Source organism: Pseudomonas sp. PA-1-6B (genome assembly GCF_021609545.1).
Lineage (GTDB): Bacteria > Pseudomonadota > Gammaproteobacteria > Pseudomonadales > Pseudomonadaceae > Aquipseudomonas > Aquipseudomonas fluorescens_BV.
The window spans coordinates 1-17,413 of record NZ_WJZM01000014.1 but is presented as its reverse complement, the minus strand read 5'-3'; the positions used below and the strand labels follow the sequence as shown (position 1 = coordinate 17,413).

At 59.1% G+C, this 17,413-nt stretch carries 14 protein-coding genes; 4 read left to right on the top strand and 10 right to left on the bottom strand.

The window, feature by feature from the left end:
• Positions 1-177 precede the first annotated feature (177 nt).
• The 3 genes from GIV35_RS09355 to GIV35_RS09345 all read right to left on the bottom strand — a co-directional run bounded on the left by GIV35_RS09355 (position 178) and on the right by GIV35_RS09345 (position 3,066).
• Positions 178-864 carry a GntR family transcriptional regulator gene (locus GIV35_RS09355; protein WP_223024489.1) on the bottom strand — a complete coding sequence of 229 codons (687 nt, stop codon included), beginning with the start codon at positions 862-864 and terminating at the stop codon, positions 178-180.
• Between the two features lie 16 nt (positions 865-880).
• Positions 881-1,582, bottom strand: a complete 702-nt coding sequence (locus GIV35_RS09350; protein ID WP_236265666.1) for a FadR/GntR family transcriptional regulator — start codon at positions 1,580-1,582, stop codon at positions 881-883.
• Between the two features lie 158 nt (positions 1,583-1,740).
• Positions 1,741-3,066, bottom strand: a complete 1,326-nt coding sequence (locus tag GIV35_RS09345) for a C4-dicarboxylate transporter DctA (protein WP_169855370.1) — start codon at positions 3,064-3,066, stop codon at positions 1,741-1,743.
• A 215-nt stretch (positions 3,067-3,281) separates the two neighbouring features.
• Here GIV35_RS09345 and GIV35_RS09340 point away from each other — a divergent pair, with 215 nt between their 5' ends.
• Positions 3,282-3,911, top strand: a complete 630-nt coding sequence (locus GIV35_RS09340; RefSeq protein WP_054921304.1) for a DNA-3-methyladenine glycosylase I — start codon at positions 3,282-3,284, stop codon at positions 3,909-3,911.
• 66 nt (positions 3,912-3,977) lie between these two features.
• Here the strand turns inward: GIV35_RS09340 and GIV35_RS09335 are convergent, their stop codons facing one another.
• Together GIV35_RS09335 and pdxR are read right to left on the bottom strand one after the other, a co-directional pair.
• Positions 3,978-4,379, bottom strand: coding sequence for a cupin domain-containing protein (locus tag GIV35_RS09335; protein ID WP_019820196.1), 402 nt, complete (start codon positions 4,377-4,379; stop codon positions 3,978-3,980).
• A gap of 84 nt (positions 4,380-4,463) precedes the next feature.
• Entirely contained in the window at positions 4,464-5,897 is a 1,434-nt protein-coding gene (pdxR, locus tag GIV35_RS09330) for a MocR-like pyridoxine biosynthesis transcription factor PdxR (RefSeq protein WP_198716395.1), read from the bottom strand.
• A gap of 197 nt (positions 5,898-6,094) precedes the next feature.
• Between pdxR and GIV35_RS09325 the strand changes: the two genes are divergently transcribed.
• Positions 6,095-9,463 (top strand): calcium-binding protein, encoded by a 3,369-nt coding sequence (locus GIV35_RS09325; protein WP_236265328.1) that lies wholly within the window; start codon positions 6,095-6,097, stop codon positions 9,461-9,463.
• 27 nt (positions 9,464-9,490) lie between these two features.
• Positions 9,491-11,236, top strand: a complete 1,746-nt coding sequence (locus tag GIV35_RS09320) for a hypothetical protein (protein WP_236304396.1) — start codon at positions 9,491-9,493, stop codon at positions 11,234-11,236.
• A gap of 41 nt (positions 11,237-11,277) precedes the next feature.
• On the opposite strand, the gene GIV35_RS09315 is transcribed toward GIV35_RS09320, so the two are convergent.
• From GIV35_RS09315 to GIV35_RS09295, 5 genes are all read right to left on the bottom strand, one after another.
• On the bottom strand, positions 11,278-12,045 hold the full coding sequence (locus tag GIV35_RS09315) for an SDR family oxidoreductase (protein ID WP_034126013.1): 768 nt from the start codon (positions 12,043-12,045) through the stop codon (positions 11,278-11,280).
• 21 nt (positions 12,046-12,066) lie between these two features.
• Positions 12,067-13,134 carry a phosphotransferase family protein gene (locus GIV35_RS09310; RefSeq protein WP_034126012.1) on the bottom strand — a complete coding sequence of 356 codons (1,068 nt, stop codon included), beginning with the start codon at positions 13,132-13,134 and terminating at the stop codon, positions 12,067-12,069.
• Between the two features lie 129 nt (positions 13,135-13,263).
• Positions 13,264-14,217 (bottom strand): 2-hydroxyacid dehydrogenase, encoded by a 954-nt coding sequence (locus tag GIV35_RS09305; RefSeq protein WP_236265331.1) that lies wholly within the window; start codon positions 14,215-14,217, stop codon positions 13,264-13,266.
• Between the two features lie 144 nt (positions 14,218-14,361).
• On the bottom strand, positions 14,362-14,796 hold the full coding sequence (locus GIV35_RS09300; RefSeq protein ID WP_034126010.1) for a hypothetical protein: 435 nt from the start codon (positions 14,794-14,796) through the stop codon (positions 14,362-14,364).
• A 53-nt stretch (positions 14,797-14,849) separates the two neighbouring features.
• Complete coding sequence (locus GIV35_RS09295) at positions 14,850-15,350, bottom strand: DUF4822 domain-containing protein (protein ID WP_057703502.1); 501 nt, start codon at positions 15,348-15,350, stop codon at positions 14,850-14,852.
• 550 nt (positions 15,351-15,900) lie between these two features.
• Between GIV35_RS09295 and GIV35_RS09290 the strand changes: the two genes are divergently transcribed.
• Positions 15,901-17,178 (top strand): serine/threonine transporter, encoded by a 1,278-nt coding sequence (locus tag GIV35_RS09290; RefSeq protein WP_213154262.1) that lies wholly within the window; start codon positions 15,901-15,903, stop codon positions 17,176-17,178.
• Positions 17,179-17,413: the final 235 nt, after the last annotated feature.

The window sequence follows — 17,413 nt, the reverse complement described above, 5'->3', positions numbered from 1 at the left end:
GCTAAACCAAAAGCCCCCGCATCGTGAGATGCGGGGGCTTTTTATTTGATCTGGAATGCGATCAATGTGGGAGCTGGCTTGCCTGCGATAGCGGCGGGTCAGTTAATCATTTGGTCACTGGTACACCGCTATCGCAGGCAAGCCAGCTCCCACAGTTTTCACTTTACTCACTTGGAGTCAGTGGTGTTTGAGTAGTCGGGTTTCCAGGTGATCCAGGTGCTGGGTCATCAGGGCGACAGCCGTGTGGGCGTCGCGCTGTTCCACGGCATCCACAATCGCCACATGCTCCTGCCACGCGCAATAGGTGCAGGCCTTTGTTTCAAATTGCGCAATGATCAACGACGTCAACGGCACCAGGCTGTTGAGAAACTGTGCCAACGGCGCATTGCCTGCCATGTGCGCCAGTTGCAGATGAAACTCTCCCGAAAACCGGATCGCCGGCCCCCGCTGGTCACGCTCAATGGCGTTGCGCTCGTGTGCAATCAGCTCGCGCAGTTGGCGAATTTGCATCGCTGTGGCCTGGGCGCAGGCCAGTTGCACCACGGTCATTTCGGTGAGGCGCCGTGCTTCCAGAATCTGCCGTGTGTGCTGGGCATCCGGCGCGGCGACCTGGGCGCGCTGGTTGGGGCGCAGGATGACCACTTGCTGATGGGACAGCTTGGCGAGCACCCGGCGAATCACGCTGCGGCTCACGCCAAAGAGTTCGCCCAGGCCTTCTTCGGTGAAGCGGCTGGCGGGCGCAATGCGTTGCTCAAGAATGGCGTCGAACAAGCGTGGGTAGATATCGTCCACCGAGGGCTTTTTTTCGGGCACCCAGCGTAGGGAGGTGAGGGTGGAATCGCGTTGCAGGGCGTGAGCGTTCATGGCCGGTCTCCGAAAATCAACTGCCCAGATGGTCGTCCGGGATATTCAAGCGAATGCCCATGCGCAGGCCTTCCTGCAGGATGTGCCGGCGCATTTCGGCACTGGCCAGGGCGCTGTTCTTGTTGCGGATGGCGCGTACCACGGCTTCGTTCTCTTGCAGGCGTTCGGCCAGGTGCTCCGGGGAGTTACGCAACACCTGGGCGCTTTGCTTGAGCGCGGTGCTGGTTTGCTGCACCACGTTCTGGAAGATCGGGTTGGAGGTCAGGGCGAACAGTTCTTCATGGAAGTCGATATAGGCGTTCATGCCGGCTTCGGCATCGCCGGCATCCAGGGCTTCGCGCATGTCCATCAGGGTCAGGCGCAGTTGGCCGATTTCCTTGCTGCTGATCGATTGGGCCACCAGGCCGACGATGAAAGGTTCGAGGGTGTAGCGCAGTTGCAGGATGTCCTCGAGGCTGGCATCGGCCACGGCGTCGCTCGATTGCGGCTCGTTGACGCTGGTTTCCAGCACGACCACGCCTTTGCCCGGCATGGAGCGCACCAGGCCGAGGGTCTCCAGCACGATCACAGCCTCACGCAGGCTCGGGCGGCTGATGCCCAGCTGTTCGGCCAGTTCGCGTTGACCGGGCAGCATTTCACCGCGGCGCCACTGGCCTCGCGCCAAGGCGGCGCGCAGTTTTTCTACCACTGAATTGACGACGGTTGAGGTGCTGATCACGTCGAAGGCTCCTTGATGTTGCTCATACAGTATTCAGTCTGGCGAAGGTCCAATGTGGGAGCTGGCTTGCCTGCGATAGCGGTGGGTCAGCACCCAATGTATCGCCTGACACTCAGTCATCGCAGGCAAGCCAGCTCCCACATTGGATGGTTGTTGTCCTAGAACTCCTGATGCGCCGGCAGCACCGGCTTCTTGGCCTGGAAGGCATAGCCTTGCTGGCCGTCGAGCACCTTGTTGGCGCGCTGGATATCAATGTCTTTTTCCCAACGGGCAATCGCCACAGTGGCGACGCAGTTGCCGATCAGGTTGGTCAGCGCACGGCCGATGCCCATGAACCAGTCCACCGCCAGCACCAACACCAGGCCGACTACCGGAATCGCCGGAATCGCTGTGAGCGTTGCCGCCAGGATCACCAACGCCGAGCCTGGAATGCCATGGGCGCCCTTGGAGGTGATCAACGATACCAGGAGGATGGTTAGCAAGTCGGTCATCGACAGCGGCGTGCCGGTGGCGTTGGCGATAAAGACGATGGCCAGGGTCAGATAGATCGAGAAACCGTCGAGGTTGAACGAGTATCCGGTGGGGATTACCAAACCCACGGTGGAGCTGCCAATGCCCAAATGTTCCAGCTTGCGCATGATCTGTGGCAACACCGCATCGGACGACGCGGTGCCCATCACGATCAGCAGTTCTTCGCGCAGGTACTTGAGCAGCGGCAACATGCGCAGGCCCGACAGGCGCATCACCAGCCCGAGGATCACCGCCACGAAGGCAAAGCAGGTCAGGTAGAAAAGCCCCACCAGGCTGCCCAGGTGTTGCAGTGAGTCCAGGCCATAGGTGCTGGTGGTGAAGGCGATGGCACCGAATACGCCAATCGGCGCCAGGCGCACGATCATGCCCATGATGCGGAAGATCACATGGCTCAATTCGTTGATCAGTCGCGAAATCCCGCTGGCCGCTTCGCCCACCAGGTTCAGCGCGCTGCCGAACAGTACCGAAAACAACAGCACTTGCAGCACGTTATTGTCGGCAAAGGCGCCGACTACCGAGTTGGGGATCAACTCCATCAGAAACTGGCTGGTGCCGCGGATGTGCTGGCCCTTGTCGGCCAGTTCATTCAAACCGGCGGAAGAGAGTTGCTCCAGATGAATATTGGCGCCGCTGCCGATGCCGGTGCTGAATGCCATGATCAGGCCGAGCACCAGGGCGACGGTGGTCAGCATCTCAAAATAGATCACCGACTTGAGGCCGATGCGTCCGACCTTCTTCAAGTCGCCCGCGCCGGAAATACCGCTGACCACCACGCAGAACACGATCAGGCCGATCAGCATTTTGATCAGCTTGATAAAGCCGTCACCCAAGGGTTTGAGTTGCGAGGAGAATTCGGGAAGGGCCAGGCCGCAGGCGATGCCGAGCATCAGGCCAATCACGACTTGCAGGAAAATCGAACGCGAGCACCATCTGAGCATGGGAGGGATCTCTATTCGGTGCCCTGGTGGTTCCAGGGCTTAATTGTTGTGGTCTTACCGGTAAGTCCAGTGCGGGGCCAGTCTACGCTCGGTTTTTTTCAAATCACAAGTAAATATTTGGCGGTTGGCAGGTCCCGGTCTGACCAGTTGGTCGGTAAGTACGATGCTTGAGCGGTTGGCGGGGATTAATTTTTTTTGCGTATCATCGTCCTCGGCATACGAGGTGATGGATGGACCAATCAGGGCTGACAACCGACGAAGCAGGGCGCATGTATTGCGCCTGGCGCACTGCAGCGCCTGCTTACCTGCATTACCACGACCACGAATGGGGCGTGCCGGTGGCGGATGACATCGCCTTGTACGAGAAGATCTGCCTGGAGGGCTTTCAGGCGGGGATGGCGTGGATCACCATCCTGCGCAAGCGCGAAAACTTTCGACAGGCGTTCGAGGGTTTTGATTTTCGCCGGGTGGCGCACTACGGTGAGGCGGACATCGAGCGGTTGATGAGCGACCCGGGCATCGTGCGCAATCGCGCGAAGATCGTCTCGGCCATCAACAACGCGCGCCGGGCCTGTGAACTGGTGGAGGAGACCGGTTCGCTGGCGCGCTGGCTGTGGGCGTTCGAACCCGACGCGCAAGAGCGGCCGGCAGTGGTGGACATGGCTTACTGGACGGCCAATCCGACCTCAGCGGCTTCGGTGCGCTTGTCCAAAGCCCTGAAGAAACGCGGCTGGACCTTTGTCGGCCCGACCACGATGTATGCGTTGATGCAGGCGATGGGGATGGTCAATGATCATCTGGAGGGTTGTGAGTGCCGCCCGCGCATTGAACACCAGCGCAACCTGTTCAAACGTCCCTGAATCACTGGCAGAGCAGGTTAAAAACTGTGGGAGCCAGCTCCCACATGGGTTTTGTGGTGTTGCTGATTACTTGGGAAGTGGGGTAAGTACCTCAGCCTTGTCATCCAGCACCATCACCACCAGCAGCTTGGCCGGTTGGGTCTGGCTGGCATTGCTTGACTCAAAATGCCGCGAGCCGGCCGGTTCGTAGAACGATTGCCCGGCTTTGTAGGTGATCGCCTTTTCATCATTGACCCGCGAGGTGATCTCGCCTTCGAGCACATAAGCCACGGCGGTGCCGGTGTGGCTGTGGGGCACGGTGGCCTGGCCGGGGGCGTAGTCCACGGTGAGCATGATGGTTTTCTTGCCCGGCACGTTGGTCAAGGCGTGCTCTTGCAGCACCTTGAGCGTTTCCTTGTTGTAGACCGGGTCGTGGGCAAATGCACTGAGGGAGGCGAGCATCAGTGTGGCAGCGAACAAGCGTTTCATGATGAGGGTTCCATCGGGTGAAAGACCGCTTCACCCTACGCCGCCGAGGGCTGGCCACCAATGACCAATGCGCCGGAAAACCGCCTACCCAATCTGCAGGAGAATATCCCGCACCTTGTCCAGCGCCGGGTCGATATCCAGTGTCTCGATGGCGCCGAACCCCAGAATCAGCCCCGAGCGCACCGGGCGGTCGTGAAAAAACACGTCCAAGGGATATAAACCCACCTCGACCTGACGCGCCCGTTCCATCAGCAATGGAATATTCACCGGCACCTTGCACAGGGCCGCCAGGTGAAAGCCCGCCACCGTCGGTACTGCCTCGAACCACGGCGACAGATCGCCCGCCAGACGCTGCAGGATGCGTTCGCGACGCCCCGCGTAGACGCCGTGACAGCGGCGAATATGTTTGAGCAGGTAGCCTTCGCTGATGAACTTGGCCAGTGCCCACTGCGGCAAGGTAGCGCTGTGCTGGTCGGTCAATTGCTTGGCCTTGAGCACAGCACCATAAATGGCCGGCGGCAGCACCGCATAGCCCAGGCGTAGCTCCGGCGACAGGGTTTTGGAAAAGGTGCCGACGTAGGTGACCACGCCGCGGGTATCCATGCTTTGCAGGGAGTCGGTGGGACGGCCTTCGTAACGGAATTCGCTGTCGTAATCGTCTTCGATGATGATCGCGCCGAGCGCAATGGCGCGGTCCAGCAGGGCCTCGCGCCGCGCCTGGCTCATGGGCATGCCAAGGGGGAATTGGTGCGACGGCGTCACATAGATCAGGCGGGTGCCATCCGGGATCTGGTCGACCTGCAGGCCCTGTTCGTCGACGGCAACACTGGCGACGCGGGCGCCCATCGCGACGAACAATTGGCGTGCGGGGCTGTAGCCAGGGTCTTCCATCGCGACCAGGCTGCCAGGTTCAAGCACCACGCGGGCAAGCAGGTCCAGCGCCTGTTGTGCACCGTTGGTGACTACGATATCGCGGGCGCCGCATTTGACCCCACGGGAAAATGCGATATGCCCGGCGATGGCTTCGCGCAGGGCGGGCACTCCTTCTGGCTGGCTGTAAAAACCATTGTTCTGGGCGATGCGACGCAACGCATCCTGGGTGCAACGCCGCCATTCATCCTGGGGGAATTGGTGGCGTGTCGTCGCGCCGCCGATAAATTCGTAGCGCAGGATCTCCTCGCGGGCGGGGTGGCCCATGGGTGAGGGCAGTGCCGCCCATTTACCCAGGTTGGCAGCACACGCCAGGTCGGTGGCGGTTTGCACGCGGCCGGGCTGTGGCGCCCACGCATTGACGAAAGTGCCGCGGCCGATCTTGCCAACCAGCAGGCCCTCGTAGGTCAAGGTGGCGTAGGTGTCCGACACCGTCTTGCGCGAGATGCCCAGTTGTTCGGCGAGCAGTCGGCTGGGGGGCAGTTGTGCGCCTGCCGACAGCTGCCCGGTGGCGATGGCTTTGCGCAACTGCTGGTAGAGCTGTTCGGCCAGGTCCTTGCGGCCATTGATTACCACGTGCAGTTCCATGTTTCATCCCAAGGCTTCACTCCGCGCCAAGATTACTCGCTTGCGGTGCGGGCTCAAAATATCTGTGAGTCAGTCGCCCCTGCGTATAAGCATCTACCGTCGCCTGGCTATTACCGGCCACCATGATTTCCCCTATTGCAGGCACCGATTGCCTGCCGCCCGCGTTATTCAACGTGATGGCATAGGGAGCCGGATTCATGACGACATCGAAAACACATACTAAAAAGAGGCGCGAGACCTTGCTCGCCCTGGACCAGAGCCTGGGACCGCTGGTGGTTGGCGAGTTGACTGTCTCGCGTATAGACCTGGCCGCCATGGGTGCCCAGGTGGCGGGAAAACCGGTCAAGACCCATCGTCTGGCGGTACGCGAGGCAGATCAGACGCTGCTGGATTCAATTCGGTTCTCGGCGTCCAGACTGCAGGGTTATCTTCGCGGGAGTAGTTCTGTCAGTGACAGCAGTGCCGCTGTGTTGTTTGAATTCGCGGCGTTGCGCTCTACACAAGCTGCGCCTTTACTGGTGGTCAAGTCGGGAGACGACAATCCCGGTGCAGTGGGCAAGCTCGATAGGCTGTTACGTTCAGTGCAGAAAACCAATCTCAACCAAGCGGTGCAGTTGGAGGGAATGCCTGGTTGGGTCGAGCCGAAGAAAAGCCGAAGCTTGGCGGTAATGGGCGCCGGGCTTGAGGTTTACGGGTACTACAGTGCGATCAATGCGTTGGCCGAAGCGATCAAGACCGGCGATATCAATGAGGCGGTAGTCACAGGCGCAGAGTTGTTTGCCAACCTCACGGGCACGGCATTGGAGTTGGCGCTGGAGCACTTGGGCAGACGACTGCTGGAAAACGGGCATAAGGTGTTAGCAGGTTTCAGCGCCAGTTCTCTTGGCCAGATCCTGCGACGGGGCGCCGGCCTGTTCGCTCTGGTGCTGACGTTGCCGTTTGACTATCACAATGCCAAGCAATCGCTGCATAAGGCGGCGAACAGCACTGGCAAGGAAGCGCTTGATCATTACGTCAACGCCGGCTTCAGTATCGTGAGCGCCAGCGTCAGTGTGGCCCTGGGGGTTGCAGCGTTGGCTGGATTCGGCGTGGCCGGCCCGCTGGGTATTGCCGCCGCCGCCGTATTGATGTTTGGCGCGCAACTCTATGCGGCGGTTCGTCAGGTGGATGAAATTGATGACTATATCGAGCTGAGTGTTTTCGAGCGGCTGCACACGGGCTGGTTGGCATTTCAGGGCAAGGAACCGGAGAAAGAAATACGTGAGCGGTTCGCCCTGGCCAGGATGGAAAATTGGTATGCGCAGCACCTGACCAATCAGGCCGAGACCTGGCTCAGGGGGGCGCTCAGAGGCACCGTACAGGCGGTAGTCAATGGTGGGTTTGAGGTGCGGCTGAGCCCGGTCCGGCATTGGAAGCATCGATGGAACGAAGCCGAGGGTGAGGATCCCTACATCGACACCACCGAGCCGATGGTCGTCGACCAGAATGATCAAATAGATGCTTCCAGCGCCTCGGTTGGCCGTCTGCCTGGTGTGGTGCTTGGTCAGGGTGATGCGAATTCCGCGGTGCTTTGGCGGTTGGGGGGCGGCAATGACGATGTCAAAGGCTTCGCTGAGATCCCCAATATTTTTCAGTTCGGTGAAGGCCAAAAGCAGCTGACCGGTGGCGCCAGGGACGACGTATTCAGCTATAACATGCCGACGGGCACACTGGACGAGGCCGACGCACATCGCCCGGCCAGTCAGCTGCGTGGCGAGGCAGGCAGCGATACGCTCTACCTGTCCAACTCGGCAATCTATGAGCACCAGACGCAGGGTTATGCCATCGACCTGCAGGCGGGCACCGTCGTGCGGCGCAAAGATATCGACAAACCGCTGCCTCATCACTCGATCAGCCTCGACTCGATAGAAAATATCGCCACGCCAGCCGGGGTTGCCAGCCAAGTCAAGGGTTCGGAACAGGCCAATACGATAATCGCAAACGGCGATGGCGATCGGATCGAGGCCGCGCAGGGCAATGATACGGTGATCGTGCTGGGTTCCAACGCCTGGGTGGACGGCGGAGCGGGCAAGGACCGTTATGTTCTGGCCACCAACCGCGGCACGGTCTCGCTATACGAGCAGGACTGGGCGGAGGGTGCCGTGATCGAGATGCGCTGGCCTCTCTCGGCTATCGCCCATTGGGGCATCCAGGGGTGTGCGTTGGTCATTGTGGTCTGGCGGGGCGTTAATGGCGAACTGCCGCAGCACGTGATCAAGCTTGAGCAGCTCTATACGCAAGGTGATGACCGGCGCTGGTTGAACAAGCACAGCCTGCTGTTTCTCACGGAGGACGGCTACATGCTTGAGCCGATTCTCGAACCGACATTGGTTGGCAACGAGGACGCCGACGTAACCGTCGCCGTGAGAGCGGGTGGCCAGGACGTCAGCCTGGACAGGGTGTTGAACGCCGGAACGTTCGTGGTGCCCCATGGGCGTTCGACCCGCTGTTTCATCGAACGTGGGCCACACAGAAAGGTGGTCGAAGTTCGCCTTAAAAGCGACGCGACTGCTTGCGTGTTGTACGTGGATTATTCGTCGCAGGAGATTCTCCAGGTATTGGCCGGTTACCGTGTGACCCTACGCAGGTTGGTTCACTTCGATTCGCTGACCTATAGCGACGTGAAATTAACCATCAGTTTCACCGACGGCAGTCAGTTGGTGCTCTGCGAATATGCCAGTGATCGATCCTCGATACGCACCAACGTGACGTCAAACATCATCGCGGTCAGCCTCAAACTGGACTGCCAGTTTGTACTGGTCATGAATGATGGCGTCTCATACCGGATACAGGCGGCCCAGCAAACCTATAGCCAGGACCGCGCCTCACCAGGTTTCAATACCTTCGATGGCAGCTCGGCATTGGTAAAAAGGCCCGGGATACACGGTTTTTTTCGACCGCATAGCGCCAAGGGGGTCTGGTTGCAATCGTCGCCGCAGAAAGTCGTTATTCCTGCCCCACCGCATTATCAAAAGTCTTACTCGTTGATGGGGCGGGCGTCGACCTATGAAGTGGTGCCCAGCACAGGCTCAACGATCTACCTGTCCACGCCGGGCGCGCTGGCAAAAAAGTCGGACGCATCGTTCTGGCGGATCAATACGGCCAAGCTTGGCGAGCTGATTGAGCGGGCGCACATCGTCTTGATCGAAAACACGCTGACCCTCGGCAGTGTGAAGGTGATGCTGCCCCCCGTGACAGACCCTTCGGTACCGCTGGAACAAGTCAGCGTACTCACCAAGCAGGGCGAGCAATACGACATCCGCCAGGACCTGGGGGGCATCTATCTCGCGCAATTGGATGCCTCCCCTTATCAGACTGTAGCCGAGGTCTGGGAAGCGTTGCGGCGCTCTCGCCAGTGGTCAACCTTGATGGCGCATAAACTGCGCGTTATCGGCTTGGAGCTGAGCGACGGCACGGTGTCAGGCGTTCATTACGATTCAGGCCGAGATTGCTGGGGGGCGGATGTTGATCCGCTGCGTACCGTAACGTCTGCGCACTTGCGGTTCAGCGGTGTTGACCCAGTCTGATTGATCATTAAAAGGGATTTTTTATTTATGCAGCAAAAACCGCAATCGCCCAGAACTGCCGGCCGACCCTCTGGGCGTGCCGGTGACGGTGCCGACACTGTCATGGTCAGGGACTATGGCCGCCCGACCAGTACCACTCAGCCGGCGTATCAAGGCGCGCAGCGCACGCGATACCGCAATGGTGGTTTGCTTGGGGTCCCGCAAATAAGTGCTTTGGATCTGCCTGGGCCGCCAGCGCCAACGGCTGTATGGGTGACAGGCGATACGCTTGGAGCCGTCAATGCCGAGGGTATGCATGATGTGAACGGCCGCAGTTACGTCAATCTGGATACCGGGCAAACGGTGCAAGTGATCCATCAGCCGGCCAGTGGTACTTATCACCCGCGCTTGGCGCATCAACTGGCTGCCGGCTCAGCTGTGGTACAGAGGGTTGGGAATACTTCAACCTGGGCAAACGTGACGACCGCAGCGCATTCCAGTGTTCCGATAGTCACGCCAGTGACGATGCCAACACCCGGGCCGCGAGATCCGCAGTGGGATCTGCAGCTCTACGATGCGCGAGGTGCTGGTGCAGCGACGGGGACTCCTATCCCGGGGAAAAAACAGTACGTCATTGGCGGGCAAAACTACTACGGTGATGAACTGTTTTCGTTGGACCACTACAAGGCAGGCGATAACAGGCTCTACATGCAGAATGCGAGTGGTGTGTTGCAGCCTCGCGGCTCCATCAGCGAAGACGGGATGATTCAGCTCTCTGGTGACCCGGCCGTCGCCTATTTGGAGGTGGGGAGCGTGCTGGTTCGCGTCGAGCTTGATAGCACGAGAAATAAATACCAACTGATCCCGAATGGTTCCAACAGCGCGCCGGGTATTTACCTGGATACTGGCGGCAGCCGGGCATCGTGGGTGCCCGAAATGCGCCTGGACAGCATCGGCGCAATCATTAACGCCGCCCGAAAATCGCTGGGCTACTCCGGTGTTACCAGTGATATGAGCCAGGGCTTGATGTCGACCGTGGACAAGCAGACGTACTGCTATATGCGCCAATATGCGCGGCAGATGATTGCATTCGATAACCCGCGTATCCGCAACGCGCCCGTGCAGCAGCGAGATCGCATGATTGATGCACACATCTGGACCCATGGCTACCCGTATGAGCGCCTGTTGCTCGGGATGCACGCCAGGGCTGAGGGCGTCGCACTACCACCGGGTGTTGTGCAGTTTGATGCGTTTCAAGGCATGGCCACCGTGGCGGCTCGTCGTGAGGGAACGTTCAATCTAGAGGCCGTTGCCGTCAATGATCAGCTTCATTATCCCTATCGCGGCAGGCGCGGGGATGAGCAGGATTTTTTTGATCAATGGAGGGCGTTGGACATTAAGCAGACCAGGCAGCGTGGGGCGGCCAATGAGCAAATGTACCGTGAGTTACTTAAAAATGATGGCTATCGAATCATTCCAGGTGGGACCTACGGCGGCAGCCAGAATGGCTTCGATCTGGTATTCATGGGGCCGGCGGGCGATGTCTATGTGCTTGAAGTCAAACATGCCAAATCCGGCCACGTCAGCATGGCCAGGGTCAATCAGCACTTCCAGATGGAGGATGGCTGGGTCACACGGGTCCTGAGCAAACTGGACAGTCACGATCCAGGTGCCGGGCAGCAGGTTGCGGATGCACTGGCACGTCAACGGCTTTTCAAGGTCATTGGTGCGACCCTGCCAGATGGCAAACTGGTGCTATTTAAGATCGACATGAGCGCTGTACGTGCGCGGTGACAAACAGGCGAGCCCGTTCGCCACCGACAGTGCCGGCGGCTTCAGGACAAGAAGCCACCGTCCACGTTGAGCGAAACGCCCGTGGTGTAGCTCGATGCGTCACTGGCCAGGTACAACACCGCGCCAGCCATTTCGCTGGGGTCAGCCACGCGCTTGAGCGGGATCTGCGCCAGGGCAACTTTCAGGATCGAATCGTTCTTGACCAGTGCCGAGGCGAACTTGGTATCGGTCAGGCCCGGCAGCAACGCGTTGCAACGGATACCGAACGCCGCGCACTCCTTGGCGAATACCTTGGTCATGTTGATCACGGCGGCCTTGGTCACCGAGTAGATGCCCTGGAACACGCCCGGCGAGATGCCGTTGATCGAGGCTACGTTGATGATGCTGCCGCCGCCGTTCTCGCGCATCAGCTTGCCGGCTTCCACCGACATGAAGAAGTAACCACGGATATTCACGTCAACGGTCTTCTGGAATGCGCCCAGGTCGGTGTCCAGTACGTTGCAGAACTGCGGGTTGGTAGCGGCGTTGTTGACCAGGATATCCAGGCGGCCGAACTGTTCACGAATGCCGGCGAACACCTGGGTGATTTGCTCCATTTCACCAATATGGCAGGCGATGGCCGTGGCTTTGCCGCCCTCGGCGATGATCGCATCGGCCACGTGCTGGCAACCCTCCAGCTTGCGGCTGGAGACAATCACATGGGCGCCTTGCTGGGCCAGCAACTTGGCGATGGCTTCACCGATGCCACGGCTGGCGCCGGAAACAAACGCAATCTTGCCATCGAGGTCGAACAGGTTGGTCTTGGACATGAGGGTTCCTTGTAGTTGCACTCAGAGCGCTGATTTGCCGATGACATTCAGGCTCATCTGCTCCAGCAGTTTGTTCATGTGGATGAACTGCGCGAAGCGTTTGTCCTGGGTCTGGCCATGGAAGAAGCGGTAGTAGATCTGCTGCACAATCCCGGCCAGACGGAACAGGCCGTAGGTGTAATAGAAATCGAAATTGTCGATCTGGATGCCGGAGCGCTCGGCGTAGTAGTCGACAAACTGGCGGCGGGTGAGCATGCCGGGGGCGTTGCTCGGCTGGCGGCGCATCAATTGCACCGGCGCCGGGTCCGCGGCCTCGATCCAGTAGGCGAGGGTGTTGCCCAGGTCCATCAGCGGGTCGCCCAGGGTGGTCAGCTCCCAGTCCAGCACCCCGATGATCTGCATCGGGTTGTGCGGGTCGAGGATCACGTTGTCGAAGCGGTAGTCGTTGTGCACGATGCTGGAGGTGGGGTGGTCGGCAGGCATCTTGTCGTTGAGCCAGGCGCGTACCGCCTCCCATTTTGGCGCATCGGGCGTCAGGGCTTTTTCATAGCGCTCGCCCCAGCCGCGAATCTGCCGCGCCACATAGCCTTCGGGCTTGCCCAGGTCGGCCAGGCCGCAGGCGTGGTAGTCGACCTGGTGCAGTTCGACGAACTTGTCGATAAAGCTCTTGCACAAGGCTTCGGTGCGGGTGGCGTCCAGGCCCAGTTCAGCCGGCAGGTCGGAACGCAGGATGATGCCGTTGACGCGCTCCATCACATAGAACTCGGCGCCGATCACCGATTCATCGGTGCAGTGCACATAAGCCTTGGGGCAGTACGGGAAGCCATCTTTGAGCTGGTTGAGAATGCGGTATTCGCGGCCCATGTCGTGGGCAGACTTGGCCTTGTGACCAAACGGCGGGCGACGCAGCACAAATTCCTGGTCGGGGTATTCCAGCAGGTAAGTCAGGTTCGACGCGCCACCAGGGAACTGGCTGATTTTGACGGTACCGCTCAGGCCCGGAATATGAGCTTTGAGGTAGGGATCGATCAGGCTGGCATCAAGTTCTTCGCCTGGGCGAATCTGGGTCGATTGGTCGTTCAGCGCCATGCTTATCCCTTCTGCTTATTCTAAAGGCCTTGGACTATTTCCTAATCTAATGCGCATAGCCGCCCAGCGACAAGGTCGGGGCGGTTTAATAGGTTAGCGTGTTGAAGGGTGATCAGCGTGCCTGATTGGTCATTTTGCGGGCGCTGGCAAGGTCACCGGTGTAAGCAAGGGGCGGCCGGCAAAGTATTCCACCAGGTTATCAGCGACGCGCTGCACCGTGTCATGGGCCGCTTCCGGGGACAGGCCGGCCACGTGGGACGTCAGTACGGTATTGCTCAGGCGCTTGAGGGCATCGGGCACTGCAGGCTCATCGTCAAACACGTCCAGCGCGGCACCGCCGATGCGGCGCTGCTCCAGCGCGGCGACCAGGTCGGCGGTCACCACTACGCTGCCGCGGCCGATGTTGACTAGAAAACCGTGCGGCCCCAGGGCGTCCAGGGCGTGACGGTCGATCAGGTGACGGGTGCTGGCACCGCCGGGCGTAGCCAGCACCAGGAAATCCGAGGTACGCGCCAGCTCGACAGCCGTCGCACAGTAGGTGTAATCCACGTCATCGCGGGGTTGGCGGTTGTGATAACTCACCTCCATGCCGAACCCCAGGGCGGCGCGCCGGGCAATCTCCATCCCCACCGCACCCAGCCCGAGAATCCCCAGGTGTTTACCGCTCAGGGAAGGGCGCATCACTTTCGGCCATTCCCCGCGCCGCACCGCCGCATCCGTCTGGGGAACGCCACGTACCAGCGACAGCAGCAACGCCATGGCATGGTCGGCCACCGACGGCGCATTCACCCCGGCGCCGTTGGTCACCACGATCCCACGATTGCTCGCGGCCTGCAGGTCCACGTGTTCGTAGCCGGCACCGATCACGCAGATGATTTCCAACAACGGCAGTGCCGCGATTTCATCGGCGTACAGCCCCAGCGGGCCACGGGTCAGCACGGCCTTGATCTGCCCACCGTGCAACTTTATCGCCTGAGCGCGTTCGGCGGGCGTCGGCGCCAGAATCACATGAAAGTCATTGCTCTCGATGATTTGCAGGTACTCGTTGATGGTTTCAACCAGGACCAGAACGGTGGTGGGCATGGGGCAGCTCTCCGGTGAGTTCGATGCTCGGAGTATGCTGCATTTTTGTTGCGCGAAATGCCGAGGGCCCGAGAAAGCGCCACTGATTTTGCGAAAAGTGCCAGCGTCTCGGCGAGCGGGAGACGCTGTTTGCACGCGGGCGAATTATTTAGCAGGTGCGGGCTTGCGTACCTTGCTCTGTTCGGCCGCTACGATGTCCATGTAATCGTAGGTAGGAAAGAACTCTGTCCTGAAGGGCCCCCATGCAGAGCGTTCGATGGCGAGATTGACCTCCCGCAGGCGCGAGGCGGGGAAGCGTAGAACGATGACGTGGCCGATCCCCATGGCGATGGTCCAACTGACGATCTCTACCCCTTCAGGAGGGAATACTTTAAAGAGTTCCTGTTCGGTGAGTTTTGTTCTTATTTCGTTCAAGTTGCGAGATTGGTCATGTTTGAGGAAAACGGTCAGCAGCACCGCATTGTCAGCGCTGATGGCGACAGGTTTTCCTGATGTGGAAGCCTGCGCATGAAGGCCGCCTGCAACAAGGGTAGAGAACAATAAAACAGACGCCAATAAAGGCTTTAATAGCGTTTTCATTGAGTGAGGCCTTTTATGAGTATTGTCGCTACTCGTGGGGTGAGTGTTGAGGGTTAGTGGGTGGGGGTGGTTTTTACTGATCCGGTATAGGGCGCATGAACCACATGTATTCGAACAAGAGGGTTGGCGTCGATCATGTCGCGCGGAACTTCACGAGAATAAGTGAACTCCTGATTGTTCAACGTCTCAAGTTTTCTGACGATGGTTCTCGTTGCACCTTTATCGGGTATCAGGATATGGTTTTTCTTGTCCCCTGTTACCATGAAGTAACCGCCGCCGCCGTTGTCATATTTTGATAGCCCGGTATCGGTGTAGAAAAATTCGTAGCGATTACGTTCAGGGTCCCACGCTGATATTCCAACGACACCTGGGTACTTGTCCTTTACATCGATCTCTGGGGCGCCTTCTATATAAACTTTTGTCGTCAGCCAGCGGGGGGATGTGCCCAGGGCACTTGCGTCGGAGTTTTCTACTGCCGGTTGTGCTTGGCTGGCCAATGGGCTGAGCATTCCGGTGGCAAGTATCAGTGAGAAAATAAGGTTGTGTTTTTTCATCAAGTCGCTCCTGGCGAGTGAGGTTTTTAATTCTGCTGTCGTGGGTTTAGAGGACTTTGTTTTTTGAGCTGAGCTGGAATATAGACGTGATAGGAGGGGGTCTCAATGCTTGGGAAAACCCCTGTAACAAAAGTCGCAATAATTAGAGTTTCAGTCCAGATGCGTTGATTAACTGTCTGTAAGAGCATTCTTATATGTAAGAGTGCGTAATTTTAATTGACGTTGGGTTTCTGTCAGCGGCTTGCCACTGGAGAACTCTGAGCGACTGGGTTTGTTTAAACACAGCTTCGCCGGCCTTGCGTGATCGACCCTCCCAATGCCACCCGGCAGGGGCACTCGTGAGGTGGGTAAAGGCGGTGCGCATCTGGCGTTGACTCAACTGAGCTGCCCATGGACCGCCTTCCAGCCTTTGCACTGCATTGCCGTTCCTCAGCTAAGTCTTTGCTTATTCACAAGAATCCCGGACAATCGCGCCCCTGTTAAGGTCAGGGCGCTGCCTGTCAGGTTTTTCTGACTCGTCCTGGCCGTGTGAATGCGGAGATCCGACCGGATGAATGATCAGGCCAATAGCGTCGACGAACGCTATGCAACGACACCTGCAACGCTCACAAGCTGGAGCCGCCAGGACACCACCTGGATGCTCGGGCTGTTCGGTACCGCCATTGGCGCCGGTACTTTGTTCTTGCCGATCAACGCGGGCCTGGGGGGCTTCTGGCCGCTGGTGATCCTGGCGGTGCTGGCCTTCCCGATGACGTTCTTTGCCCACCGTGGGCTGACCCGTTTCGTGCTGTCCGGCCGCGAAGGTTCCGACATCACCGACGTGGTGGAAGAGCATTTCGGTATCAAGGCCGGTGCACTGATCACCTTGCTGTACTTCTTTGCGATCTTCCCGATCCTGCTGATCTATAGCGTGGCGCTGACCAATACCGTCAGCAGCTTCATGGAGCACCAACTGCACATCCTGCCGCCGCCCCGGGCGATCCTGGCGTTTGTATTGATCCTCGGCCTGCTCGCCGTTGTGCGCTGCGGTGAACAGGTGATCGTCAAGGCCATGAGCCTGATGGTGTACCCGTTTATTGTGGCCTTGCTGTTCCTGGCGGTGTACCTGGTGCCGCACTGGACCGGCGGCATCCTCAGCACCGCCAGTGAAGTCCCCGCGCCTTCAGCCTTGCTCAACACGCTGTGGCTGGCGATTCCGGTGATGGTGTTTTCGTTCAACCATTCGCCGATCATCTCGGCCTTTGCGGTGGACCAGAAGCGCCAGTATGGCGCTCACGCCGAGGAGCGCAGTTCGCAGATCCTGTCCCGCGCGCACTTGCTGATGGTGGCGATGGTGCTGTTCTTCGTGTTCAGTTGCGTGCTGACCCTGTCGCCCGCGCAGTTGGCGGAAGCGAAAGCGCAAAACCTGTCGATCCTGTCGTACCTGGCCAACCACTTCGATAACCCGACGATTGCCTTTGCCGCACCGTTGATTGCGTTCGTGGCGATTGCCAAGTCGTTCCTGGGCCACTACATCGGCGCCAGCGAGGGCCTCAAGGGCCTGGTGGTCAAGACTGGCCGCCGTCCGGCACCCAAGACCCTGGACCGCATGACCGCCGCCTTCATGCTGGTGGTGTGCTGGATCGTCGCCACGCTTAACCCGAGCATCCTTGGCATGATCGAGACTCTGGGTGGGCCGGTGATTGCGTCGATTCTGTTCCTGATGCCGATGTACGCCATCCGCAAAGTGCCGGCCATGGCCAAGTACCGTGGGCAGGCGTCGAATGTGTTTGTGACTGCAGTTGGCCTGGTTGCCATTACGGCATTGGTGTATTCGCTGATTGCTTGAGCCCTGATGCGGTCTATCTGACTGCACGGCTCTAAAAGTGTGGGAGCTGGCTTGCCTGCGATAGCGTTGTATCAGTCACTAGAGAGGTGATTGAACTGACGCCATCGCAGCATAGGTATCTACACAACTTCGGCACGACGCTAAATCTGTGGCGAGGGAGCTTGCTCCCGTGACGGCCTGGCAGCCGACACAGATATAACTGATGCCCCGCGATCCAATGTGGGAGCTGGCTTGC